This is a genomic window from Pontibacter sp. E15-1 (assembly GCF_022601975.1).
GTDB lineage: Bacteria > Bacteroidota > Bacteroidia > Cytophagales > Hymenobacteraceae > Pontibacter.
In genome coordinates, this window is the sequence record NZ_JAKVIR010000030.1 from 20,374 (window position 1) to 42,153 (window position 21,780).

A 21,780-nucleotide genomic window follows, 5' to 3' on the forward strand; every position below is an offset into this window, starting at 1 on the left:
TTCGGGTTGGCACGCGTCAGGGCACCAACGAAGAGACGTTCCGGGTATAATTTGCTTACGAATGCGCAAGCGAAAAAGACAACGCTAAAAATTGTTTTAAAGTTTTAGCGAACACCTAAAACTTCTTTGTAAACAGCTGCAGTTTTGAGGGCAGTCTGCTCTTTTGAAAACGTTAGCGCCATTTTGTAGGCTTGTTCCGTGAGGCTTTCGCGCAACGTAGCGTCGCTGAGAAGACGCTGGAGGTGGCTAGCCAAGGCGGGAGCGTCTTTAACGGCTGCCAGTAGCCCTGTCTTTTCATGCAGCACGATTTCGGGTATGCCGCCGGCGGCTGTGGCTACCACCGCTGTGCGGCACGCAAAGGCGTCCAGGATGGTGGTTCCGAGTCCTTCTGTCTCCGACGTGACCAGCAGCACGTCCAGTTCCGGCATCAGTTGGGGCACATCCTCCCGAAAGCCAGTGAAAATAATAGACTCCTGCAGGCCTTTCTCCTGCACGTAGGCCTCTACCTGCCGGCGTAGCGGCCCGTCCCCGATGATGAAAAAGGTGAGGTCGGTGCGCTGTTGCAGCAGCAAGGCGGCAGTGTCCACGAACGTAAAGTAGTCTTTGTGCGGGGCGATGGCCGACACGTTTCCGATTAGCTTCTGCTGAGGAGGCAGGTTGTATGCGCGGTGCAGGTTTTGCTGCCTGTTGCTGGCGGCAAAGCGGCTCATATCGATGCCGCTGTGCACGGTAACGCAAACCTCCGGCCGCTTCAGGCTCCTCGACACCACCTCTTTTATCTTATCAGACACACAGATTATGCGCTTGATGCCTCCGAAGTTATACTTATACCGCGAGAGGGCATTGTCCTTTACCGGAAAATCAACCCTGCGGCTGAGAATGATGGGCCTCCGGTTGCCAAGCAGGTATGACCAAACGCTGATGGCGTGCGCGTGGCCACTGTGGGCATGCACCAGGTCTATCTGCTGTTGCTGGCAATACTGCTTTATCTTTTGTGCCGTTCCCAGATCGAACTCGTTGGCGTAGGGCAGGGCGATGTATGGCAGCTTCCACTGTTGGCAGTGCGCCTCAAAGGGCGTGTTTTTACGGCAAGCCACATAGCAGCCGATGCCTTGTCTCGTCAGCTCTTCTATGAGGTAGGCCACCTGCTGCTCGCCGCCGCGCCATGTCTTTTCCGATACCAGATGCAATACACGCATGTTATTTCGTCTTTTGGGGCTCTTCCTGAAGGCGCCATATTTTGAGGTAGCGCATAAACACGCTGCTGGCAGCCAGGTAAGCGATAATAAATCCAATGCGCCCGTCCAGGATGCCAAGCTTTAGGAAATACTGCTTCAGGAAGCGCACCATCGGTTTTATGGCCAAGTGAAAGAGCGTCACCTTCCCGGTTTTTTTCGCTTTGTCCTGCGCCGAGAGCGAGCTGTACTGGTCCCATTTTGCAAGGAAGTGCGGGAGGTTGCGGTAGGTATAATGCAGCATCCGGTGGCGGAGTTTGCCGATGCTGCCGGGCACTACCAATTCCTCGTGCACCTGTTTGTCGGTATAGCGGCACTGGGTTTTGTCGAACAGGCGCGTCACGGCATCGTTTTGCCAGCCGCTGTACCGCACCTGCCTGCCCATGAAAAAGTTTTTGCGATGGATCTTGTAGGCAGCGTGCGCTGGTGTGCCTTCCAGAAGCTGCTGGAACTCCTGCTGCAGGTCGGCGGGGATGCGCTCGTCGGCATCCAGCATGAGCACCCAGGGCTGCGTGGTCTGCTCAATGGCCCAGTTGCGCTGGCGCGAGTAGTTGTCGAAGGGGCGTTGCAGCACCCGGACCGGGTACTGGCCTGCAATCCGCAGGGTATCGTCTGTGCTGTAAGAGTCTACCAGCAGCACCTCGTCTGCCCAAAGCAGCGACTCGATGGCCCCTGCTATAAACTGCTCCTCGTCCTTACAAATGATAACGGCGCTTATACCTCGCATAAGAGTGAAATGAAAATACCAGCAACCGCAAATTACCGCAAAGAAATTCACTTACCAGCACAAGCGTTGGAATTGTACGGAAATGCGAGAGGCAGGATCAGCTTGAGAACAGTGGCTAAAACCCTTCCGCGACAGCCGGTTTATACCAGTTTCTGCGCGCGCACAATCATCGTCTCCCCAAACAGTATGGGGGTGGCGTATAACTCTGCTATAATTTCTTTGTTCCGGTTTTGCTGGCCGGGGTCTTTCTCCTCGCTGCTGTATACCAGCTTCGTGGTTAGGTATGCGAGCGGCACAAGCGGGGCGTATACCCACGCCACAGGCTTGATCCTGTTTGTGGCGATCGTGTCTATTTTGAAATTGTTAGAGTGCAGCAGATACCGCATCTCAGGATACGACAGCATCCCTATATGGTGAGAAGGGTCGGGATGCTGCTCATTCAGCGGGACCTTGCATTTGTTATGGTGACCGGTCAGAAGCCACCTGAACCTGGAATGCAGGGAGCTTATATTCGGGGTGGAAACGATGAAAACGCCTTGAGGCTTCAAAATCCGGTTTACTTCCTTCACGAAGTCGAACTGCCTGTTAATGTGCTCGATGCCGTCGATGCAAACCACTGCGTCTACAGTGTTGTCGTCGTATGGAAGGCGCTCGTTCATGTTGCCCAGCATAAAGCGGTCATGGTCGATCTGTAGCCCATTCACCACGTCTACGCTGATTACATTGGTATACCCCTTGTCTTTCAGCCGCTGCGTAAAAGCGCCAGCTCCGGAAGGGATATCCAAAACTGTGATGGCCTTGTTCTGAGGAAGCAGCGAAAAGACTTTTTCGTGGGTGTTTTTGGAGGTGTTGATCGGAATACCTTTGTATTGCCTTCTCATAACTGTCTGGTTAATAAATACGGTCGCAAAAGCTGGGCGTTTTTATCTAAAGCTTTCTGTGGATTTTATCGCGAATGGAAGCCTCAACGAGAGCAAAGGCTACTTATCAAAGGCATCTCTCCATGCGGCAGAATGAAACCAGGGATTGCCTAAAAATGCCTTTGCCGCTTCTTAGTAAAAGGAAACCCTGATCTAAGAAGCGGCAAAGGTGGTATGGAGTGCTCAGCGAAAGCACGAGTATATCCAGAGTGCGTTTTATCTTTTCTCCATGTCGATGTAGTTGCGCTCTGTCTCGCCCACATAAACCTGGCGCGGACGACCGATCGGCTCTTTGTTCTCGCGCATCTCTTTCCACTGAGCGATCCAGCCGGGCAGGCGGCCAAGGGCAAACATCACCGTAAACATGTTGGTCGGGATGCCGATGGCGCGGTAAATGATGCCAGAGTAAAAGTCTACGTTCGGGTATAGCTTGCGCTCCACAAAGTACGGGTCGTTGAGGGCGGCCTCTTCCAGTTCTTTGGCGATGTTCAGGATCGGGTCCTTCACACCGAGGGCGGCCAGCACTTCATCCGCCGACTTCTTGATGATCTTCGCGCGCGGGTCGAAGTTTTTATACACACGGTGTCCGAAGCCCATCAGGCGGAACGGATCATTTTTGTCTTTGGCCTTCTCGATAAATTTCTTGGAATCGCCGCCGTCCGCCTTGATGGCCTCCAGCATCTCGATCACGGCCTGGTTGGCTCCGCCATGCAGGGGGCCCCAAAGCGCACTGATACCGGCAGACACCGAAGAGTAGAGGCTGGCGTGTGCCGAGCCCACCAGACGCACCGTAGACGTGGAGCAGTTCTGCTCGTGGTCGGCGTGCAGAATCAGCAGCTTGTTCAGGGCATCCACCACCACCGGGTTGGTTTCGTATGTCTCGGTTGGGTAGGCAAACATCATGTGCATGAAGTTTGAGCAGTAATCGAGGTTGTTTTTCGGGTAATTCACCGGGTGGCCCACAGAGTTCTTGTAAGACCAGGCCGCGATAGTAGGCATCTTGGCCATCAGGCGAACGATCGAAAGCTCCATCTCCTCATCGCTCTGGTTCGATTTGAGCGACTCCGGGTAAAACGCAGTAAGGGAGCTGACCAGGGCAGAGAGGATGCCCATGGGGTGCGCCGCAGACGGGAAACCATCCAAAATCTTACGCATGTCTTCATTCACCAGGGTATGGCGGCTGATTCTGTCGCTGAAATCCTGCAGTTCGGCTGTAGTGGGCAACGAGCCGTATATGAGCAGGTAGGCTACCTCAATAAAGCTAGATTTCTCAGCCAACTGCTCAATCGGATACCCTCTGTAACGCAGAATGCCCTTTTCACCGTCCAGAAAGGTAATGGCACTGGTGGTGGCACCAGTATTCTTATATCCTGCATCCAGCGTGATATACCCAGACGCCGAGCGTAAGGACGAGATGTCAATGGCTTTTTCGTCTTCAGTACCCACCACAACTGGCATTTGGTAGGATTTACCCTCTAAAGTAATTTCAGCAATATCTGACATGTTTTATCTTAGTTTATGTCCCGTGTTGAATTGTGTCACTAATAAAGCGAAATTATGGAAAAATGTTCTAAAATGAAATCAGCCTCCCCCTTTATATCAGACAAGGCCAATGTTTTCATAATCCTGCCGCTTACGTACATATAAACGGCTGCAGGCGAAAAGGTTTGTTGTAACAATTTTTTCAGCCTGCGGTTGTGCGGCGCGTCGCTGTGGCCATACCACGGAGAGTGCTGACGCCATACCTGGAGAAAGCGAAAAGCAGCGTCGGCCACAGAGGGCGGTGCAGGAGCGGGGTAGTTAAAAAGCTGATTAAACAGCGTTTATAGCCCGCTGCGGCCATTTGAGAGGCGGGTTGTAACAGGGCCGTACACGGGGAAACCGGGGCCAGCCAAAAAACAGCCGGGCAAAGTGCGCTCCCTGCAACCCTAGGGCTGTAAGCGAGGTATGTAATTAAAATTTCTATATTTGCGTATATTCGCAATAAGGGGATTACACCTAAAGTACAAACTTAGTACAAACTGCAAGTAAATGAGCGAGCAAACGGGGAAACAACTGAGTAAAGAGGAGAAGGACGCACGGTTCGAGGCCGAACTGCTGCCCGTGCTCGATCCCCTATACAACTTTGCCTATAGGCTCACCTTAGACGAAGACGACGCCAATGACCTGGTGCAGGAGACCTATCTGAAGGCGTACCGCTTTTTCGACTACTTCGAGCAAGGAACTAATGCAAAAGCGTGGCTGTTCCGAATCCTGAAGAACTCTTTCATTAATGAGTTCCGGAAAAAGAGCAAACAGCCTGCCAAAGTAGACTACAGCGAGGTAGAAGGCTACTATAACTCAGAGGACGTAGAGGGCGAGAGCGGGGTGGCCACCACCACCGACATGCGCACCGAAAGCGTGCAGGACCTGATCGGGGATGAAGTGGCCAGCGCGCTGAATGCCCTGCCCGTCGATTTCAGGACTGTGATTATCCTTTGCGACCTTGAGGGATTCACCTACGAGGAGATGGCCAAGATACTCGACATCCCAATCGGGACTGTCCGATCCAGACTGCACCGCGCCCGGAATTCTTTGAAAGAGAAGCTAGAGAAATACGCCAAAACCATGGGTTATAACAGTTAAGGTATCTTAAAGAGTTTGAGTGAAGATGGAAACAAAATATACAGAAGTTTACCAAAATGCGCCGGTCGCGAGCAAAGAGGCCGAGTGTGAAAAAGTGTCGATGTTGCTGGACCTGGTCATAGATGGGGAGGCGACTTCCGAAGACCAGCAGTATTTTAACCACCATATCGAAGATTGCGTTTCCTGCTTCGAAAGCCATCAGAAACAAAAGCTCCTCAAAGGCCTCGTTTGCGGCCATCTTAAGCGCGTGATAGTGCCCGAAAGCCTGGCACACCTTATCAAAGCGAAGATTCAAGAAACATTATAATCCTCTAATGCAAGGTAAAATCATCATTTTCTCGGCTCCCTCCGGTGCCGGGAAAACCACTATTGTAAAGCATCTGCTCAGCACTAACCCCCAACTGAGCTTTTCTATCTCTGCCTGCACCCGCGACAAGCGCGGCCGCTCCGAGGAAAACGGCAAGGACTACTACTTCATCACCCCCGAGGAATTTAAGAAGAGGATTGGCGCAGACGAGTTCGTGGAGTGGGAAGAGGTATATGAGGGTGCCTTCTACGGCACGCTGAAGTCTGAGATCGAGCGCATCTGGAAACAAGGCAAGCACGTGATTCTGGATGTGGACGTGAAAGGCGGGCTGAGCATCAAGAACTTCTACAAAGACCGCGCACTCGCCGTTTTCGTCAAGCCACCCTCCATCGAGGAACTGGCCAACCGCCTGACCGCCCGCAACACCGACTCCACCTCCAGCATCAGCAGCCGTGTGTTTAAGGCCAAGTTTGAGATGAGCTTCGAAGACCAGTTTGACAAGGTGATCGTGAACGACGACCTGAACAAAGCCTTCGCCGAAGCCGAGAACCTCGTGAGCCAGTTTTTGAACACAGAACCGGCTATCGTATGAAGGTAGGGCTTTTGTTTGGCTCTTTTAATCCCATACACATCGGCCACCTGATCCTGGCCAACTACATGGCCACCAACACCGACCTGGACACGGTATGGCTGGTGGTGTCGCCGCAGAACCCGTTTAAGCCCAGCAACACGCTGCAGCACGAGTTCGACCGGCTGCAGATGGTGACGCTGGCAATAGAGGACAACCCGAACCTGGGTGTCTCGAATATCGAGTTTAGCATGCCAAAGCCCAGCTATACCATCGACACGCTCACGTACCTGCAGGGGAAGTATCCCAGCTATGAGTTTGTGCTGATCATGGGCGAAGACAACATTCCGCTCTTCCCAAAATGGAAAAACGCAGAGCGTATCCTGGAGTATCATCAGGTATATGTATACCCGCGTTCCGGCTCTGTTACGGAGGCGCTGCCCGACATGCCCAATGCCACGTTTGTAAAAGCCCCCATTCTGGACATCTCGGCCACGTTTATACGCAAATGCATCAGGGAGGAGAAAAGCATTAAGTATCTGGTGCCCGACGCAGTGGCGGAATATATACAGGTGCATAAGCTGTATCAGTAGCAGGAGGAACTGCTCCATTATACCCCCATACATATAAAAACGGCGTTGCGGATACATCGGCAACGCCGTTTTTATATGTATGGGGGCCTGCGAAAAAGTTGGTTGGGGGCGGTTATACATATAATAATAGCAATCAGTCAGGGAGCTATTGGCCGGCCGTTAAAATGCCTCAGATTTATTAGGTTGATTCCTGTTTTATATAGAAATTGGCCTAACCGAAACCTCAACTATGAATTATTTACCTGTTTTCTTCAGATCAATAACTGCTGTGGCAGTTGTGCTGCTGTTCCAAATGTGCCAGCCTAACAACGAGCAGGCAAAAGGCAACCCACCCATGGAGGGCTTCAACGAAGCGGCCTCCGATGCAAAGGCCATCCAGCTTGCCGACTCCGTGATGGCAGCGCAAGGTGGCCGTCAGAGCTGGGACAATACCCGCTACATTGCCTGGAACTTCTTTGGCAACCGGAAACTGCTCTGGGACAAAGCCACTGGCGATGTGCGGGTAGAATACCTGAAGGAGGACGCCAAGACACTGGTGAACATAAATACCGGAGAAGGCAAAGTATACCGCAACGGCACAGAGCTCACGCAGCCCGACTCAGTGGCCAAGTACCTGCAGCGGGGCAAGGAGGCCTGGGTGAACGACTCTTACTGGCTCGTGATGCCGTATAAGCTCAAGGACTCTGGCGTGACCCTGAAGTACCTTGGCGAGGAAACCACGCAGGCAGGGCAACCGGCCGACGTGCTGCAGCTGACTTTCGACAAAGTGGGCGTTACACCGGAGAACAGGTATAAAGTGTTTGTGGACAAAGAGACGAAGCTGGTGTCGCAATGGGCCTACTTCCCGAGCGCCAACGACACGGTGCCCGCCTTTGTGATGCCCTGGCAGGATTACAAGATGTACGACGGGATAAAGCTCTCCGGAGACAGGGGGCAGGCCAAAATCACAGACATCCAGGTGCTGAAGGAAGTGCCAAAAGAGGCCTTCACCTCTTTTGCGCCTGTACAGCTTTAAGGAGCCACTACAAAAGGCATACAAAAGGGAAGCCCCGCGAATTTACGTTCGCGGGGCTTCCCTTTTGTACATAGTGTGCGGCGTCGTCGGTTTTAGATCGTCATGATCTCGGCCTCTTTCTTAGACAGCAGCTCGTCTACCTTCACGATGTAATGGTCCGTCAGCTTCTGTACCTTGGCTTCCGCGTCGCGCACGAAATCCTCGGCGGTGCCTTCTTTCTGCAGCTTGCGCAGCGCGTCGTTCACGTCTTTGCGGATGTTGCGGATGCTGACCTTGCCATTCTCTGTTTCAGTCTTCACCTGCTTCACCAGGTCACGGCGGCGCTCCTCTGTCGGGGCCGGTATGTTCAGGCGAATGGCGTCTGCTTCCTGCTGCGGGTTCAGCCCGAGGTCGCTGTTCTTGATTGCTTTGTTTATCTCGCCCAGCATGTTTTTTTCCCAGGGCTTGATCAGGAGCGTGCGCGCGTCGGGTGTGGCCACATTTGCTACCTGAGAGAGAGGAGTTGGGGCGCCATAGTAATCCACGCGCAAATGCTCAACCATGGCGGGAGATGCTTTGCCGGCACGTATCTTCGTCAATTCAGCATTCGTGTGCTGCACTGCCTTTTCCATCGACTCCTCAGCTTCGCTGAGGTAAAACTGAATTTCTTCCGTCATATCAATATTAACTTAGTGTAGTTCTGAAATAGTTAAAGCGTGTTTGAATTATACCTTTGAAGGCGAAAAATGAGCTTTGTCAGAATTTTAAAGCACCCATTCGCAGTGCAAAGGGTAAATTATAAACATGCTCATAGGGCAAAAATACGAATTTTTATTATTTATTCGGCTGCAGCCCTTTTCCTGTCTGCAGCTGGTCTGCCGTTTCGCGCAGTGTGTCAGCTACATCGTCCATGCTCACCAGCGTCCCGATCTCCTCGCCGTTTACCAGGCGCTTCAGGTTGCCCTGCGTGTTCATGTCAAAAACGATGATCGACAGGTCGTTTTCCTTACACAGCGTGAAAGCGGTCATGTCCATCACGTTCAGGCCTTTCTCAAACACATCTTTAAACGAGATGTTGCGATAGAAGATAGCGTCTGGGTCTTTCTCCGGGTCCGCAGAGTAGATGCCGTCCACGCGGGTGCCTTTCAGCACCACGTCTGCCTCAATCTCGATGGCGCGCAGCGAGGCGGCCGAGTCGGTGGTGAAGTATGGGTTGCCGGTTCCGGCCCCGAAGATTACGACACGGCCTTTTTCCAGGTGCCGCACCGCGCGGCGGCGGATGTATGGCTCACATACCTGCTGGATGTTGATGCCGGAGAGCAGTCGCGTGAAAACGCCCAGTTTCTCGAGCGCGCTTTGCAGCGCCATGCTGTTTATAACCGTGGCCAGCATACCCATATAGTCGCCCTGCACACGGTCCAGCCCTACCTGCTCGGCCTGCACCCCCCTAAAGATATTGCCTCCGCCTATCACAACCGCCACTTCCACGCCAAGTGCGGATACCTCCTTTATCTCCTGCGCGTATTGTAGCAATCGGTTAGAGTCGATTCCGTACTGTTGGTCACCCATGAGCGCTTCACCACTCAGCTTTAGCAAAATTCGTTTATACTTCACGGTATATATCTATATTGGTTATAAATTCTGGCTTACACAGCAAAGCGGCTACCGTGGCAGCCGCTTCTCCCTATTGGTCAGGCTTACTGGAAGAGCAACAGCACCTGGCTCTTCTCCACGTTCTGTTTCTCCTTTACCTTTATTTCCTTCACGGTGCCGTCTCCCGGCGACTTGATGATGTTCTCCATCTTCATGGCTTCCAGAATCAGGATCGGGTCGCCTTTTTTCACCTCCTGGCCCGGCTGTACTTTTATCTCCAGTATAAGTCCCGGCATGGGAGCCTTCACATCGTTTATCTTGTTGGCGTTGGCGTTGCTCATGCCCAGCTTCTCCAGCAGCAGGTCGAAGCGGTCTTTAACCCGCACGGTCTGCACCTTCCCGTTGATCTTGAAGGTGAAAGTTTTCTCCTCGTAGTTCGCCGACACCAACTCTGCCGTATACGACCGTGCGTCTTTTATGATGTGGTATGTGTTGGGGCCGATAGGGGAGATGTCCCAGTCAAAAGGGGCATTATTTAGGAGTATGGTGCCTTTTTGAATATCAACCTGCCATGTTTTGTCGTCAGCGGTTTTTACCTGGAGCATCGTAGTATGTGTGGTTTTGACCTTAAAGTTAGTTGATTTCTCAGAGTAATTTCAGAACTTCACCTCAAAATTAAAACATTCTACCATGAATCATAGGTTTTTGAGCATTGCGGGCCTGGCTGCTGCCATGGCGTTTACAGGTGGCTGCAGTGCCAACAAAGCTGTTACAGATATAAGCGAGAAGCCCGTGGCTGTCGCTGAGCCGGTGGTTGCGCCCGTGGCCCAAACGCCAGCGTGGGTGCCCCAGCAGCACGCGTTTAACCCTTCCCGCACCAAAGCACACGACCTGCTGCACACCAAGCTGCGCGTCAGCTTCGATTGGGAAAAGCAGTACCTCAACGGCACGGCCGAGCTCAAGCTCAAGCCCTGGTTTTACCCGCAGGACTCGCTGGTGCTGGACGCCAAGGGCATGACCATACATAGCGTTAGCCTGATGAAAGGGATGGACGGGACACCGCTAAAGTACAACTACGACGGGAAGCAGCTCACCATACGCCTCAACAAAGCCTATACCCGTTCCGAGGAGTATGTGGTAGAGGTGAATTATACCGCCAGGCCAAACGAGCTGCCGACCGGCGGCAGCGACGCCATCTCCTCAGACAAGGGCCTGTATTTTATCAATCCGCTTGGGCAGGAGGCCAACAAACCCACCCAGATATGGACACAGGGCGAGACAGAGGCAAACTCCGCCTGGTTCCCGACGATAGACGCGCCGAACGAGCGCATGACGCAGGAGGTATACATCACCGTTGACCCAAAGTATACCACTATCTCTAACGGTATGTTCATGTATTCCAGGCAAAACGCCGACGGCACCAAAACCGACTACTGGAAGCAGGAGTTGCCGCACGCCCCCTACCTGGCCATGATGGCAATCGGGGAGTTTGCGGTGGTAAAGGACAAGTGGCGTGACAAGGAAGTAAATTACTACGTAGAGCCCGCCTACAAAGGCACCGCCAAGAAGATCTTCGGGAACACGCCCGCGATGATGGAGTTCTTCTCCACCAAGCTGGGCGTGCCATACCCCTGGGCTAAGTACGCGCAGGTAGTCGTGCGCGACTACGTGTCCGGGGCGATGGAAAACACATCCGCCTCCATCTTTATGGAAAGCCTGCAGCTGAACGAGCGCGAGCTGCTGGACAAGAACTGGGATGGCATTATTGCGCACGAGCTCTTTCACCAGTGGTTTGGCGACTACGTGACCACGGAGTCGTGGGCCAACCTGCCGCTGAACGAGTCGTTTGCCAACTACTCTGAGTACCTCTGGGCTGAGCATAAATCCGGGGCAGACGAGGCGGCATACCTGCAACTGGACGAGCTGAGCCAGTATCTGGACGAAGCCGAGACCAAGCGCGTGCCGCTTATCCGCTACCGTTACAAAGACCGCGAAGACATGTTTGACAGCCACTCCTACGCCAAGGGCGGGCGGGTGCTCCACATGCTGCGCAAGCTCGTGGGCGACGAGGCCTGGTGGGCCTCCCTCAACCTATACCTGACACGAAACAAATTCTCGGATGTGGAGGTGGCAGAGCTGCGCATGGCCTTCGAGGACGTGACCGGCATGGACCTGATGTGGTTCTTCGACCAGTGGTTTATGAACGCCGGCCACCCCGAACTGCAGGTGAAGGACACCTACCAGAACGGGCAGCTGACCCTGCAGGTAACGCAGACACAGGACTCCACCTACGCCCCGGTGTATAAACTGCCGTTACAGGTGGCCGTTTGGGCCGGAGGCAAGAAAACGGTATACTCCATCACGGTGGACAAGGCGGCGCAAACCTTCACGTTTAGTGTGGACACTGCCCCAGAGTTAGTTCTGTTTGACGCAGAACAGCAATTGCTTGGCGTGGTGCAGCACCAGAAAACAGACCAACAGTTGCTTTTCCAGTTCAGGAACGCCAACCAGCTCGCACCCAAGCTAGAGGCGCTGGCCGCTCTAGAGGACAAGCTGACGGAGCCCGCAGTGATGCAAATCTACCAACTGGCCCTGCGCGACGCGTACTGGCGGGTGCGCAGCAGCGCCCTCTCAAGCCTGGCAAAGCTGAAAGAGGCCCAAGCCACTGCCATAGCGCCAACCATCCGGGAAATGGCGCAGCACGACAAGAAAGGGGAAGTGCGCGCAGACGCGCTCCTGGCCCTTGCCAATTGGGGCAGTGAGAAGTACAAGCCATTGTTTGCGCAAGCCATGCGCGACAGCTCATACCAGGCCACGGCAGCGGCCATACTCGCCTATGCCGGAACCGGTGCCGCCGACACAAAGCAGCAACTGGCCAGGTTCGACAAAGAGAGTAACGACGAAGTGGTGCTCGCGCTGTCTTCCTTCTACGCCGTGCAGGGCGGGCCGGAGAAATACGACTGGTTTCTGCAGCAGGTGAAGAAAGCGAGCGGCGGCCAGCTGTATTATCTGCTGCAAAGCTTCGGCGCATACCTGGCCGCCAACAACCAGGCAAACACCCCCGAGGTGATTGCCCTGCTGGCAGACATGGCCCGGAATAATTCGCTCTATTATGTGCGGGCCTCAGCGTATCAGGCACTTATGGTTATGTCGGAGAAGCCGGAAGTGAAGGCGCTGCTAGATGAGATACGCCAGAACGAGAAAGACGAGCGGTTGCTGCAACTGTATGGCAGTTAAGCCGCTAGAAAATATTTCGTTTTTTTTTCACCGAATGTTTGACTGGAAAGAAAAAGGGCTTAATTTTGCATCTCTTTAGAACAAGCAGGGCATCGAAAGGATGTCAGTCTAAAGAGAAGTTTTGCTGATTTTTGTGATTAGTGAAATCGGGGAGATTCCAGAGCGGCCAAATGGAACGGACTGTAACTCCGTTAGTGTAAACTTTCGCAGGTTCGAATCCTGCTCTCCCCACAACTAATTTTGAATAACTGAATGAGCGAATAGCTGAATTGGACTTAGTTGTTTTGCTCAATCATTCAAAATTATGTCATTCATGATTAGTAAAAGCGGGAGTAGCTCAGTTGGTAGAGCGATAGCCTTCCAAGCTATAGGCCGCGAGTTCGACCCTCGTCTCCCGCTCAGTTAAGTTATAGATTGCGACTTATTTCATTTACGGATTAACTGGAGAAGGAAATTCATGCAGATGAGCTTCCTTTTTACTGTAAATAGGGTTGTAATATTATATGAACTTAGAAGCCGACGTAGCTCAGGGGTAGAGTGCTTCCTTGGTAAGGAAGAGGTCGTGGGTTCAATTCCCATCGTTGGCTCAAAGTCCGTTACGTGTAATTAAAAAGCGCAACATAAACTTAAACGTTTTAACCTTAATTTAATATCATACAATGGCTAAAGAAACATTTGACCGTTCCAAACCGCACGTAAATATCGGTACTATTGGTCACGTTGACCACGGCAAAACTACTTTGACAGCTGCTATCACAACTGTGCTGGCGAATAAAGGTCTTGCTAAGCTTCGTGATTTCTCTTCAATTGACAACGCTCCTGAAGAAAAAGAAAGAGGTATTACTATCAATACATCACACGTAGAATACGCAACTGTAAACCGTCACTATGCTCACGTTGACTGCCCAGGTCACGCTGACTACGTGAAGAACATGGTTACGGGTGCTGCCCAGATGGACGGCGCCATCCTTGTGGTTGCCGCTACTGATGGCCCTATGCCACAGACACGTGAGCACATCCTGCTTGCCCGTCAGGTAGGTGTTCCTCAGCTTGTTGTTTTCATGAACAAAGTGGACATGGTTGACGATCCAGAGCTTCTTGAGCTTGTTGAGATGGAAATCCGTGAACTTCTTTCTTTCTACGATTTCGACGGCGACAACATTCCAGTAATTCAGGGTTCTGCTCTTGGTGGCCTGAACGGCGACGAGAAGTGGGTGAAGACTATTGAAGAACTGATGGATGCTGTGGATAGCTTTATTCCAATCCCAGCGCGTCTGACAGATCTTCCGTTCCTGATGCCAGTAGAGGACGTGTTCTCTATCACGGGTCGTGGTACTGTGGCTACAGGCCGTATCGAGCGTGGTGTAATCAACTCTGGTGAGCAGGTTGACATCCTGGGTATGGGTGCTGAGAACCTGAAGTCAGTAGTTACAGGTGTTGAGATGTTCCGTAAGATCCTTGACAGAGGAGAAGCCGGTGACAACGTAGGTCTGTTGCTGCGTGGTATTGAGAAAACTGATATCCGCCGTGGTATGGTTATCTGCAAGCCAGGTTCAGTGAAGCCGCACCAGGAGTTCAAAGCTGAGGTATATGTTCTTTCTAAAGAAGAAGGTGGCCGACACACGCCATTCTTCAACAAGTACCGTCCACAGTTCTACCTGAGAACTACAGACGTTACAGGTGAGATCGTACTTCCAGAAGGCGTAGAAATGGTAATGCCAGGAGACAACATCACAATCACTGTGAAGTTGATCAACAAAGTGGCCATGGAGAAAGGTCTGCGTTTCGCTATCCGTGAGGGTGGTAGAACTGTAGGTGCCGGCCAGGTAACTGAGATCCTTGACTAATACTTTATGAATCGGACCCGTTCTTGAAAAGATTTTTCAGGAACGGGTTTGTTTTCATAGATAATTTGAATAAGTTTGCACTCCATTTAGAAAAATGGCGTGCATTTTTTTACGGGTGTAGCTCAATTGGTAGAGTAGTGGTCTCCAAAACCATTGGCTGGGAGTTCGAGTCTCTCCACCCGTGCAATTTTTCACCCTCAGTAAAGCGAAGCGATGAGCAAAGTAACAACCTATGTAAACGACACAGTAGAGGAGATGAGAGACAAAGTCTCTTGGCCTACCTATTCAGAGTTGCAGCGCAGTTCTGTGTTAGTATTGATAGGTTCTTTGATTTTCGCGCTCGTAGTTGGTGCCATGGATTTTGTTTTCGATTCAGGCCTGACATGGTTTTACAACCAGTTTTAGATTAGGAATATGGCTGATTTAAAGTGGTATGTAGTTCGCGCTGTAAGTGGCCAGGAGAAGAAAGCCAAGGCTTACCTGGAGAATGAGATAATGAGACAAGGCCTTGAAGAGTACGTGCCGCAGGTGCTGATTCCTGCGGAGAAAGTGTACGAAATGCGGGGCGGCAAGAAAAGAATCAGGGAGCGCAGCTTCTTTCCGGGGTACGTGCTGATTCACGCCGACTTGTCTCATGGAGAGGCAGAGCATATTATCATCAGCACACCGGGGGTTATTGGCTTTCTGGGCGCAAATGATGGTTCTGCAACCAAAAAGGCAGTTCCGCTCCGCCAGTCTGAGGTAAACAGGATACTGGGTACCGTGGATGAAGCCGAGGAGCAGGCAGAAGTGCTGGACACACCGTTTGTGGTAGGCGAAACCATCAAAGTGATGGACGGCCCATTCAGCGGATTCTCCGGAACAGTGGAGGAAGTGTTCGAGGAGCGCAAAAAGCTGAACGTAATGGTGAAGATCTTCGGCCGCAACACGCCGGTAGAGCTGAACTACATGCAAGTAGAAAAGGAATCGTAGTAAATTTAAATAATGGCAAAAGAAATAAAAGGTTACCTGAAAATTCAGGTAAAGGGAGGTGCCGCGAATCCATCGCCACCGATTGGACCTGCACTTGGTTCGAAGGGTCTTAACATCATGGAGTTCTGTAAGCAGTTTAACGCCAGAACGCAGGATAAGCCCGGACAAGTGTTACCAGTATTGATTACAATCTATGCAGACAAGTCTTTTGATTTCGTTATCAAGACGCCTCCTGCTCCAGTATTGTTAATGGATGCTGCTAAAATCAAGGGCGGTTCAAAAGAGCCGAACAGAAATAAGGTAGGTTCTGTAACATGGGATCAGATCAGAGAAATTGCAGAGATCAAGATGCCCGATTTGAATGCGTTTAAAGTTGAGGCCGCTATGAAGCAAGTAGCAGGTACAGCAAGAAGCATGGGTATCACAGTTTCTGGTAATGCTCCGTGGAACGAATAATAAGTTAAAGGACTAATGGCGAAGATTTCAAAAAAGAGGAAGGCTGCTTTAGAAAAAGCTGACCTGACAAAAGAGTATTCTTTAACAGATGCCGCTTCAGTAGTAAAGGACATTACCTTCACCAAGTTTGATGCCTCTGTTGACATAGACGTGCGCTTAGGCGTTGACCCGCGTAAGGCAGACCAAATGGTGCGTGGCATTGTTACACTGCCCCACGGTACAGGGAAGGATGTTAAAGTACTTGCCCTGGTTACACCTGACAAAGAGCAGGAAGCCAAAGACGCAGGCGCTGATTTTGTTGGTCTGGACGACTATATCCAGAAAATCGAAAAAGGCTGGACAGATGTGGACGTGATTATCACGATGCCTGCCGTAATGGCAAAGGTAGGTCGCCTTGGAAGAATCCTGGGACCCCGTAACCTGATGCCAAACCCTAAGTCTGGCACCGTGACACAGGATGTGGCAAAAGCGGTAAGAGAAGTGAAAGCCGGTAAAATTGACTTTAAAGTTGACAAGTTCGGAATCATTCACACAAGCGTTGGGAAGGCTTCTTTCACTACTGAGCAACTTGCTGCAAATGCAGCTGAAGTAATCCAGACGCTGAACCGTCTGAAGCCATCTTCAGCAAAGGGCACATACATCAGAAGCATCACGATGTCCAGCACCATGAGCCCGGCCGTAATCGTTGACAAGAACGCAACAATCTAAGAACATGACCAGGGAAGAAAAAGAGATAATCGTAAATGAACTGAGTGAGAAGTTCGCCAACACGAACTACTTCTATATTACAGATGCCTCTACCATGAGCGTAGCCAGCATCAACCAGTTCAGGAGAATGTGCTTCGACCGCGGTCTTGAGTACAAAGTTTACAAGAACACACTCATCCAAAAGGCTCTAGGCACTCTGGAGGCTGATACAACTGCACTGGAAGGTGTTTTGAAAGGCGCTTCTGGTATCCTGTTCTCTGCGGAGTCAGGCAATGCCCCTGCAAAACTCCTCAAGGATTTCAGAAAGAAAGGCACTACGCTTCCACTTCTGAAAGGTGCATACATCGATGCAGGCCTGTACATAGGCGATGACCAACTGGAGACCTTGTCTCAGATCAAGTCTAAAAACGAGCTCATCGGTGATATTATCAGCTTACTGCAGTCTCCTGCGAAGAACGTTGTTTCTGCGCTACAGAGCAGTGGAGGTAAATTGGCCGGTATCCTGAAGACTTTATCGGAAAAAGAATAATTTAAAAACGTAATCAATAAGTAACTTTTAATTTCAATAAAAATGGCAGATTTGAAAGCATTCGCTGAGCAGTTAGTAAACTTAACTGTTAAGGAAGTTAGTGAACTAGCTACTATTCTGAAGGACGAGTACGGTATCGAGCCAGCTGCTGCAGCCCCAATGATGGTAGCAGGTGGTGGTGGCGCTGAAGCAGGAGCCGCTGCAGAAGAAAAAACTTCTTTTGATGTAGTCCTGAAGGCAGCAGGTGCCTCTAAATTAGCAGTTGTGAAACTGGTAAAAGAGTTAACTGGTCTTGGTCTGAAAGAGGCAAAAGAATTAGTTGATGGCGCTCCTAAAACCTTGAAAGAAGGTGTGGATAAAAACGAAGCTGAATCACTGAAGAAATCTTTGGAAGAAGCTGGTGCTGAAGTGGAGGTTAAATAATCCCACTATATCAACATACCGATAACAGGTAGACCTGGCAGTTTCGTCAGGTCTTTTCCTGTTTGTTATGGATTCAAGTTTTCTTGGATCCTTTTTTTGCCCACAGTTGTTTTGGACTCTGTGTGTGTGTAACTGTTCATTAACTAAAATTCCAAGGCTTTGGCTAACAATAGAACGACAGAGCGAATTAGTTTCGCCTCTATTAATCCGGTCATTGACTATCCTGACTTCCTCGATGTTCAGCTTCAGTCATTCCAGGACTTCTTTCAGTTGGAAACCCCGGCGGAGAATAGAGCCCAGGAGGGTTTGTTCAAGGTATTTGCCGAGAACTTTCCCATATCAGATTCGAGAGAAAACTTCGTGTTGGAGTTTATCGACTATCATATAGACCCTCCTAAATACTCCGTTGACGAGAGCATCGACAGAGGCTTGACGTATTCCGTGCCGCTCAAAGCAAAACTTCGCCTGATCTGCAACGATGAGGACAACGAGGACTTTGAGACAATTGAGCAGGAAGTGTTTTTGGGTAACATCCCCTATATGACCGAGAAAGGCTCTTTTGTAATAAACGGAGCTGAGCGCGTGATTGTATCCCAATTGCACCGTTCGCCGGGTGTGTTCTTTGCGCAAAGCAAGCACACAAACGGCACAAAACTATATTCTGCCAGAATTATTCCTTTTAAAGGTTCTTGGGTTGAATTCGCCACCGACGTGAATAACGTGATGTATGCGTATATCGACCGCAAGAAGAAATTCCCGGTTACGACGCTGCTACGCGCTATCGGCTACGGTACTGACAAAGACATCCTCGATCTGTTCGGGTTGTCTGAGGAGATCCCGGCTGACAAAGGCACGCTGAAAAACTCTATCGGAAGACGACTTGCCGCACGCGTTCTGAGAACATGGACGGAAGACTTTGTGGATGAGGATACAGGTGAAGTAGTTTCTATTGACCGTAACGAAGTGATTCTGGAGCGTGACTCTGAGATCACTGCCGAAGACATCGACGTGATCGTAGACTCAGGTGTGAAGTCAATCATCCTGCACCGCGAGAACGTGAACATCGCGGACTACGCCATCATCTATAACACACTTCAGAAAGACAACTCTAACTCAGAGCAGGAGGCCGTAGAGCAGATCTACCGTCAGCTGCGAAATACAGAGGCTCCAGACGTTGAGACAGCGCGTGATATCATCCAGAAGCTGTTCTTTTCTGACAAGCGCTATGACCTGGGCGAGGTTGGTCGTTACAGAATCAACAAGAAGCTTGGCCTTGACACAAACTGGGAAGCGAAAGTGCTGACCAACGAGGATATCGTCCTGATCGTGAAGTACCTGATCGGTCTGATCAACTCCAAGGCTGTTGTCGATGATATTGACCACTTGAGCAACCGCCGTGTACGAACGGTAGGCGAGCAGCTATATGCACAGTTCGGCGTTGGCCTGGCCCGTATGGCCCGTACCATCAAAGAGCGTATGAACGTGCGCGACAACGAAGACTTCAAGCCTGTTGACCTAATCAATGCGCGTACGCTGTCTTCTGTGATCAACTCGTTCTTCGGAACAAACCAGCTGTCTCAGTTTATGGACCAGACTAACCCACTAGCTGAAGTGACGCACAAGCGTCGTGTATCAGCACTGGGGCCAGGTGGTCTGTCAAGAGAGCGTGCCGGTTTCGAGGTTCGTGACGTGCATTACACACACTACGGACGACTTTGTACCATTGAAACACCAGAGGGACCAAACATCGGTCTGATCTCTTCACTGTGTGTGCACGCCCGCGTGAACCACATGGGCTTTATCGAGACACCATACAGAAAGGTGATCGGAGGTAAGGTAGTGATAGACGGTACTGTAGAGTACCTGACAGCAGAGGAGGAAGACACCCACCACATCGCACAGGCGAACGCCGTGATCGACGATGGCGGTAACTTTGTTAACCCAACTGTAAAAGGACGTTTCGAAGGTGACTTCCCGGTTGAAGCACCAGAGACTTATACCTATATGGACGTTGCGCCGAACCAGATTGTGTCGGTGGCAGCATCAATGATTCCGTTCCTGGAGCATGATGACGCCAACCGTGCCCTGATGGGTTCGAACATGCAGCGCCAGGCCGTGCCACTTCTGAAGCCGCAGGCTCCGATAGTAGGTACTGGTTTGGAGAGGAGAGCAGCAATTGACTCAAGAGCACTGGTTATCGCTGAAGGCGAAGGTGAGATTGACTTTGTTGACTCAACCAAGATTGTGGTGAAGTATGACCTGAGCGATGATGAGAAACTCGTTTCTTTCGACGCCGAGTATGTTACCTACAAATTGATCAAATTCAGAAGAACAAACCAGGATACATGCATCAACCTTTCTCCGATTGTGAGAAAAGGCCAGCGTGTAACCAAAGGAGAGCCGTTGTGCGAGGGCTATGCCACAAACGAAGGCGAGCTGGCACTGGGCCGTAACCTGCAGGTGGCGTTCATGCCTTGGCAGGGGTATAACTTCGAGGATGCGATTGTAATCTCCGAGAAAGTAGTGCGTGACGATGTGTTCACGTCTATCCACATCGAGGAGTTTGAGCTTGAGGTGCGCGAAACGAAGCGTGGCGAGGAGGAACTGACCTCTGAGATCCCGAACGTAAGTGAAGAGGCGGTTCGTAACCTGGACGAAAACGGTATTATCCGTATCGGTGCTGAGGTTCGTGAAGGAGATATCCTGATCGGAAAGATCACACCGAAGGGCGAGACTGACCCGACTCCAGAGGAGAAACTGCTCCGTGCTATCTTCGGAGACAAGGCCGGTGATGTGAAGGATGCCTCGCTTAAGGCGCCGCCATCATTAAATGGCGTGGTTATTGAGACCAAGCTGTTCTCACGTCCGAAGAAAGACAAGAACCTCCGTGCCAAGTCGAAGAAGGAAGTTGAAGAGCTGAAGGTAAAATACAGCAAAGAGCTGATCGCGATCAAGAACGTGATGGCAGACAAGCTTGTAGCATTACTGGAAGGCAAGACTTCACAAGGAATTAAGCACAAGTTTGGGGATGATATTCTGACGAAAGGATCCAAGTTCTCAAGAAAGAATATTTCAGAGGCATTGTTCCCGGAGAAGAACCCATATAAAGACGAGAGCAACTACGCTGTTCCGGAAGAAGTGAACATGTTCAAGGATCTGATCCTGGAGAACTGGACTGCTGACGACAAAACGAACGGCATGCTGGTTGAGCTTGTGAAAAATTACAACAAGCGCAGAAACATCGTATCCGCGCACTTCAAGCGTGAGCGTTTCACACTGGAGGTAGGAGACGAGTTGCCGGCAGGTATCGTGCAGCTGGCCAAAGTATACATCGCCAAGAAGCGCAAGCTGAAGGTGGGAGACAAGATGGCAGGCCGTCACGGTAACAAGGGTGTGGTAGCAAGGATCGTTCGTGAGGAGGATATGCCGTTCCTGGAGGACGGAACCCCAATGGACATCGTGTTGAACCCACTTGGTGTGCCATCCCGAATGAACATCGGGCAGATATATGAGACAGTGCTTGGATGGGCAGGTCTGAAGTTAGGCAGAACGTATGCGACGCCAATTTTCGACGGTGCCACGGAAGAGCAGGTTTCTGCAGAACTGGCTGAGGCAGGACTTCCTGTGTTCGGTCGTTCATACCTGTTCGATGGATTGAGCGGCGACCGCTTCGACCAGCCGGTAACAGTAGGTGTAATTTACATGCTGAAACTGGGCCACTTGGTAGATGATAAGATGCACGCGCGTTCTATCGGACCATACTCATTGATCACGCAGCAGCCATTGGGTGGTAAAGCCCAGTTCGGTGGTCAGCGTTTCGGTGAGATGGAGGTATGGGCGCTGGAGGCCTTCGGTGCCTCTAACGTGTTGCAGGAAATACTTACAGTGAAATCAGATGACGTGATCGGCCGTGCGAAAGCTTATGAAGCAATCGTGAAAGGCGACGTGTTGCCGAAGCCGAATATCCCGGAATCATTCAACGTACTGATTCACGAGCTAAGAGGCCTGGCACTGGAGATTACGTTAGAGTAGTAAAGTATAAGCTA

General features: G+C 51.1%; 21 protein-coding genes and 4 tRNA genes. 18 read left to right on the forward strand and 7 right to left on the reverse strand.

Going from position 1 to position 21,780, the window contains the following annotated elements:
- Window positions 1-104: 104 nt before the first annotated feature.
- The 4 genes from MKJ04_RS18700 to MKJ04_RS18715 form a co-directional block, all read right to left on the reverse strand.
- Window positions 105-1,199, reverse strand: coding sequence for a glycosyltransferase family 4 protein (locus tag MKJ04_RS18700; RefSeq protein ID WP_241643194.1), 1,095 nt, complete (start codon window positions 1,197-1,199; stop codon window positions 105-107).
- Window position 1,200: 1 nt separating this feature from the next.
- Entirely contained in the window at window positions 1,201-1,962 is a 762-nt protein-coding gene (locus MKJ04_RS18705) for a glycosyltransferase family 2 protein (RefSeq protein WP_241643195.1), read from the reverse strand.
- 140 nt (window positions 1,963-2,102) lie between these two features.
- Window positions 2,103-2,843, reverse strand: a complete 741-nt coding sequence (locus MKJ04_RS18710; protein ID WP_241643196.1) for a class I SAM-dependent methyltransferase — start codon at window positions 2,841-2,843, stop codon at window positions 2,103-2,105.
- A 255-nt stretch (window positions 2,844-3,098) separates the two neighbouring features.
- Entirely contained in the window at window positions 3,099-4,385 is a 1,287-nt protein-coding gene (locus MKJ04_RS18715) for a citrate synthase (protein WP_241643197.1), read from the reverse strand.
- A 528-nt stretch (window positions 4,386-4,913) separates the two neighbouring features.
- Here MKJ04_RS18715 and MKJ04_RS18720 point away from each other — a divergent pair.
- From MKJ04_RS18720 to MKJ04_RS18740, 5 genes are all read left to right on the forward strand, one after another.
- Entirely contained in the window at window positions 4,914-5,507 is a 594-nt protein-coding gene (locus tag MKJ04_RS18720; RefSeq protein ID WP_161889970.1) for a sigma-70 family RNA polymerase sigma factor, read from the forward strand.
- 25 nt (window positions 5,508-5,532) lie between these two features.
- A complete protein-coding gene (locus tag MKJ04_RS18725; RefSeq protein WP_241643198.1) occupies window positions 5,533-5,814 on the forward strand; it encodes a zf-HC2 domain-containing protein in 282 nt (93 codons plus the stop codon).
- Window positions 5,815-5,821: 7 nt separating this feature from the next.
- Entirely contained in the window at window positions 5,822-6,406 is a 585-nt protein-coding gene (gene gmk, locus MKJ04_RS18730; RefSeq protein WP_241643199.1) for a guanylate kinase, read from the forward strand.
- Window positions 6,403-6,975, forward strand: a complete 573-nt coding sequence (nadD, locus tag MKJ04_RS18735; protein ID WP_241643200.1) for a nicotinate (nicotinamide) nucleotide adenylyltransferase — start codon at window positions 6,403-6,405, stop codon at window positions 6,973-6,975. Before gmk ends, nadD begins: the two co-directional genes overlap by 4 nt.
- Window positions 6,976-7,204: 229 nt before the next feature.
- Complete coding sequence (locus MKJ04_RS18740) at window positions 7,205-7,990, forward strand: hypothetical protein (RefSeq protein ID WP_241643201.1); 786 nt, start codon at window positions 7,205-7,207, stop codon at window positions 7,988-7,990.
- Between the two features lie 92 nt (window positions 7,991-8,082).
- Here the strand turns inward: MKJ04_RS18740 and frr are convergent, their stop codons facing one another.
- The 3 genes from frr to MKJ04_RS18755 all read right to left on the reverse strand — a co-directional run bounded on the left by frr (window position 8,083) and on the right by MKJ04_RS18755 (window position 10,167).
- Entirely contained in the window at window positions 8,083-8,646 is a 564-nt protein-coding gene (frr, locus tag MKJ04_RS18745) for a ribosome recycling factor (RefSeq protein WP_241643202.1), read from the reverse strand.
- A 157-nt stretch (window positions 8,647-8,803) separates the two neighbouring features.
- Complete coding sequence (pyrH, locus tag MKJ04_RS18750; protein ID WP_241643203.1) at window positions 8,804-9,583, reverse strand: UMP kinase; 780 nt, start codon at window positions 9,581-9,583, stop codon at window positions 8,804-8,806.
- Window positions 9,584-9,666: 83 nt separating this feature from the next.
- The gene (locus MKJ04_RS18755) at window positions 9,667-10,167 is read right to left on the reverse strand and encodes an acetyl-CoA carboxylase biotin carboxyl carrier protein subunit (protein ID WP_241643204.1); all 501 of its coding nucleotides are present in this window, start codon (window positions 10,165-10,167) and stop codon (window positions 9,667-9,669) included.
- 85 nt (window positions 10,168-10,252) lie between these two features.
- Between MKJ04_RS18755 and MKJ04_RS18760 the strand changes: the two genes are divergently transcribed.
- The 13 genes from MKJ04_RS18760 to rpoB all read left to right on the forward strand — a co-directional run bounded on the left by MKJ04_RS18760 (window position 10,253) and on the right by rpoB (window position 21,766).
- Window positions 10,253-12,799, forward strand: a complete 2,547-nt coding sequence (locus MKJ04_RS18760; protein ID WP_241643205.1) for a M1 family metallopeptidase — start codon at window positions 10,253-10,255, stop codon at window positions 12,797-12,799.
- Window positions 12,800-12,947: 148 nt separating this feature from the next.
- Window positions 12,948-13,030, forward strand: a tRNA-Tyr gene (locus MKJ04_RS18765).
- Between the two features lie 95 nt (window positions 13,031-13,125).
- Window positions 13,126-13,198: transfer RNA gene (locus MKJ04_RS18770), tRNA-Gly, on the forward strand.
- 116 nt (window positions 13,199-13,314) lie between these two features.
- A tRNA-Thr gene (locus MKJ04_RS18775) sits at window positions 13,315-13,386 on the forward strand.
- 72 nt (window positions 13,387-13,458) lie between these two features.
- Entirely contained in the window at window positions 13,459-14,646 is a 1,188-nt protein-coding gene (tuf, locus tag MKJ04_RS18780) for an elongation factor Tu (protein WP_241643206.1), read from the forward strand.
- Between the two features lie 111 nt (window positions 14,647-14,757).
- Window positions 14,758-14,830: transfer RNA gene (locus MKJ04_RS18785), tRNA-Trp, on the forward strand.
- 29 nt (window positions 14,831-14,859) lie between these two features.
- On the forward strand, window positions 14,860-15,051 hold the full coding sequence (gene secE, locus MKJ04_RS18790) for a preprotein translocase subunit SecE (protein WP_241643207.1): 192 nt from the start codon (window positions 14,860-14,862) through the stop codon (window positions 15,049-15,051).
- Between the two features lie 9 nt (window positions 15,052-15,060).
- On the forward strand, window positions 15,061-15,618 hold the full coding sequence (nusG, locus tag MKJ04_RS18795) for a transcription termination/antitermination protein NusG (protein ID WP_161889980.1): 558 nt from the start codon (window positions 15,061-15,063) through the stop codon (window positions 15,616-15,618).
- A 12-nt stretch (window positions 15,619-15,630) separates the two neighbouring features.
- Entirely contained in the window at window positions 15,631-16,074 is a 444-nt protein-coding gene (gene rplK, locus MKJ04_RS18800) for a 50S ribosomal protein L11 (RefSeq protein WP_241643208.1), read from the forward strand.
- A 15-nt stretch (window positions 16,075-16,089) separates the two neighbouring features.
- The gene (gene rplA, locus MKJ04_RS18805; RefSeq protein ID WP_241643209.1) at window positions 16,090-16,782 is read left to right on the forward strand and encodes a 50S ribosomal protein L1; all 693 of its coding nucleotides are present in this window, start codon (window positions 16,090-16,092) and stop codon (window positions 16,780-16,782) included.
- A 4-nt stretch (window positions 16,783-16,786) separates the two neighbouring features.
- The gene (gene rplJ, locus MKJ04_RS18810; RefSeq protein WP_241643210.1) at window positions 16,787-17,311 is read left to right on the forward strand and encodes a 50S ribosomal protein L10; all 525 of its coding nucleotides are present in this window, start codon (window positions 16,787-16,789) and stop codon (window positions 17,309-17,311) included.
- A gap of 42 nt (window positions 17,312-17,353) precedes the next feature.
- Window positions 17,354-17,734 (forward strand): 50S ribosomal protein L7/L12, encoded by a 381-nt coding sequence (gene rplL, locus MKJ04_RS18815; protein ID WP_241643211.1) that lies wholly within the window; start codon window positions 17,354-17,356, stop codon window positions 17,732-17,734.
- A gap of 159 nt (window positions 17,735-17,893) precedes the next feature.
- Window positions 17,894-21,766 carry a DNA-directed RNA polymerase subunit beta gene (rpoB, locus tag MKJ04_RS18820; RefSeq protein ID WP_241643212.1) on the forward strand — a complete coding sequence of 1,291 codons (3,873 nt, stop codon included), beginning with the start codon at window positions 17,894-17,896 and terminating at the stop codon, window positions 21,764-21,766.
- Window positions 21,767-21,780 lie beyond the last annotated feature (14 nt).

Bases quoted from the DNA above. Each gene is read 5' to 3' on its own strand.
- gmk (WP_241643199.1), top strand. From the start codon at position 5,822: ATGCAAGGTAAAATCATCATTTTCTCGGCTCCCTCCGGTGCCGGGAAA.
- frr (WP_241643202.1), bottom strand. From the start codon at position 8,646: ATGACGGAAGAAATTCAGTTTTACCTCAGCGAAGCTGAGGAGTCGATG.
- MKJ04_RS18700 (WP_241643194.1), bottom strand. From the start codon at position 1,199: ATGCGTGTATTGCATCTGGTATCGGAAAAGACATGGCGCGGCGGCGAG.
- MKJ04_RS18760 (WP_241643205.1), top strand. From the start codon at position 10,253: ATGAATCATAGGTTTTTGAGCATTGCGGGCCTGGCTGCTGCCATGGCG.
- MKJ04_RS18705 (WP_241643195.1), bottom strand. From the start codon at position 1,962: ATGCGAGGTATAAGCGCCGTTATCATTTGTAAGGACGAGGAGCAGTTT.
- rplK (WP_241643208.1), top strand. From the start codon at position 15,631: ATGGCAAAAGAAATAAAAGGTTACCTGAAAATTCAGGTAAAGGGAGGT.
- nadD (WP_241643200.1), top strand. From the start codon at position 6,403: ATGAAGGTAGGGCTTTTGTTTGGCTCTTTTAATCCCATACACATCGGC.
- MKJ04_RS18720 (WP_161889970.1), top strand. From the start codon at position 4,914: ATGAGCGAGCAAACGGGGAAACAACTGAGTAAAGAGGAGAAGGACGCA.
- tuf (WP_241643206.1), top strand. From the start codon at position 13,459: ATGGCTAAAGAAACATTTGACCGTTCCAAACCGCACGTAAATATCGGT.
- MKJ04_RS18755 (WP_241643204.1), bottom strand. From the start codon at position 10,167: ATGCTCCAGGTAAAAACCGCTGACGACAAAACATGGCAGGTTGATATT.
- nusG (WP_161889980.1), top strand. From the start codon at position 15,061: ATGGCTGATTTAAAGTGGTATGTAGTTCGCGCTGTAAGTGGCCAGGAG.
- MKJ04_RS18715 (WP_241643197.1), bottom strand. From the start codon at position 4,385: ATGTCAGATATTGCTGAAATTACTTTAGAGGGTAAATCCTACCAAATG.
- MKJ04_RS18740 (WP_241643201.1), top strand. From the start codon at position 7,205: ATGAATTATTTACCTGTTTTCTTCAGATCAATAACTGCTGTGGCAGTT.
- secE (WP_241643207.1), top strand. From the start codon at position 14,860: ATGAGCAAAGTAACAACCTATGTAAACGACACAGTAGAGGAGATGAGA.
- MKJ04_RS18725 (WP_241643198.1), top strand. From the start codon at position 5,533: ATGGAAACAAAATATACAGAAGTTTACCAAAATGCGCCGGTCGCGAGC.
- rplJ (WP_241643210.1), top strand. From the start codon at position 16,787: ATGACCAGGGAAGAAAAAGAGATAATCGTAAATGAACTGAGTGAGAAG.
- MKJ04_RS18710 (WP_241643196.1), bottom strand. From the start codon at position 2,843: ATGAGAAGGCAATACAAAGGTATTCCGATCAACACCTCCAAAAACACC.
- rplL (WP_241643211.1), top strand. From the start codon at position 17,354: ATGGCAGATTTGAAAGCATTCGCTGAGCAGTTAGTAAACTTAACTGTT.
- rplA (WP_241643209.1), top strand. From the start codon at position 16,090: ATGGCGAAGATTTCAAAAAAGAGGAAGGCTGCTTTAGAAAAAGCTGAC.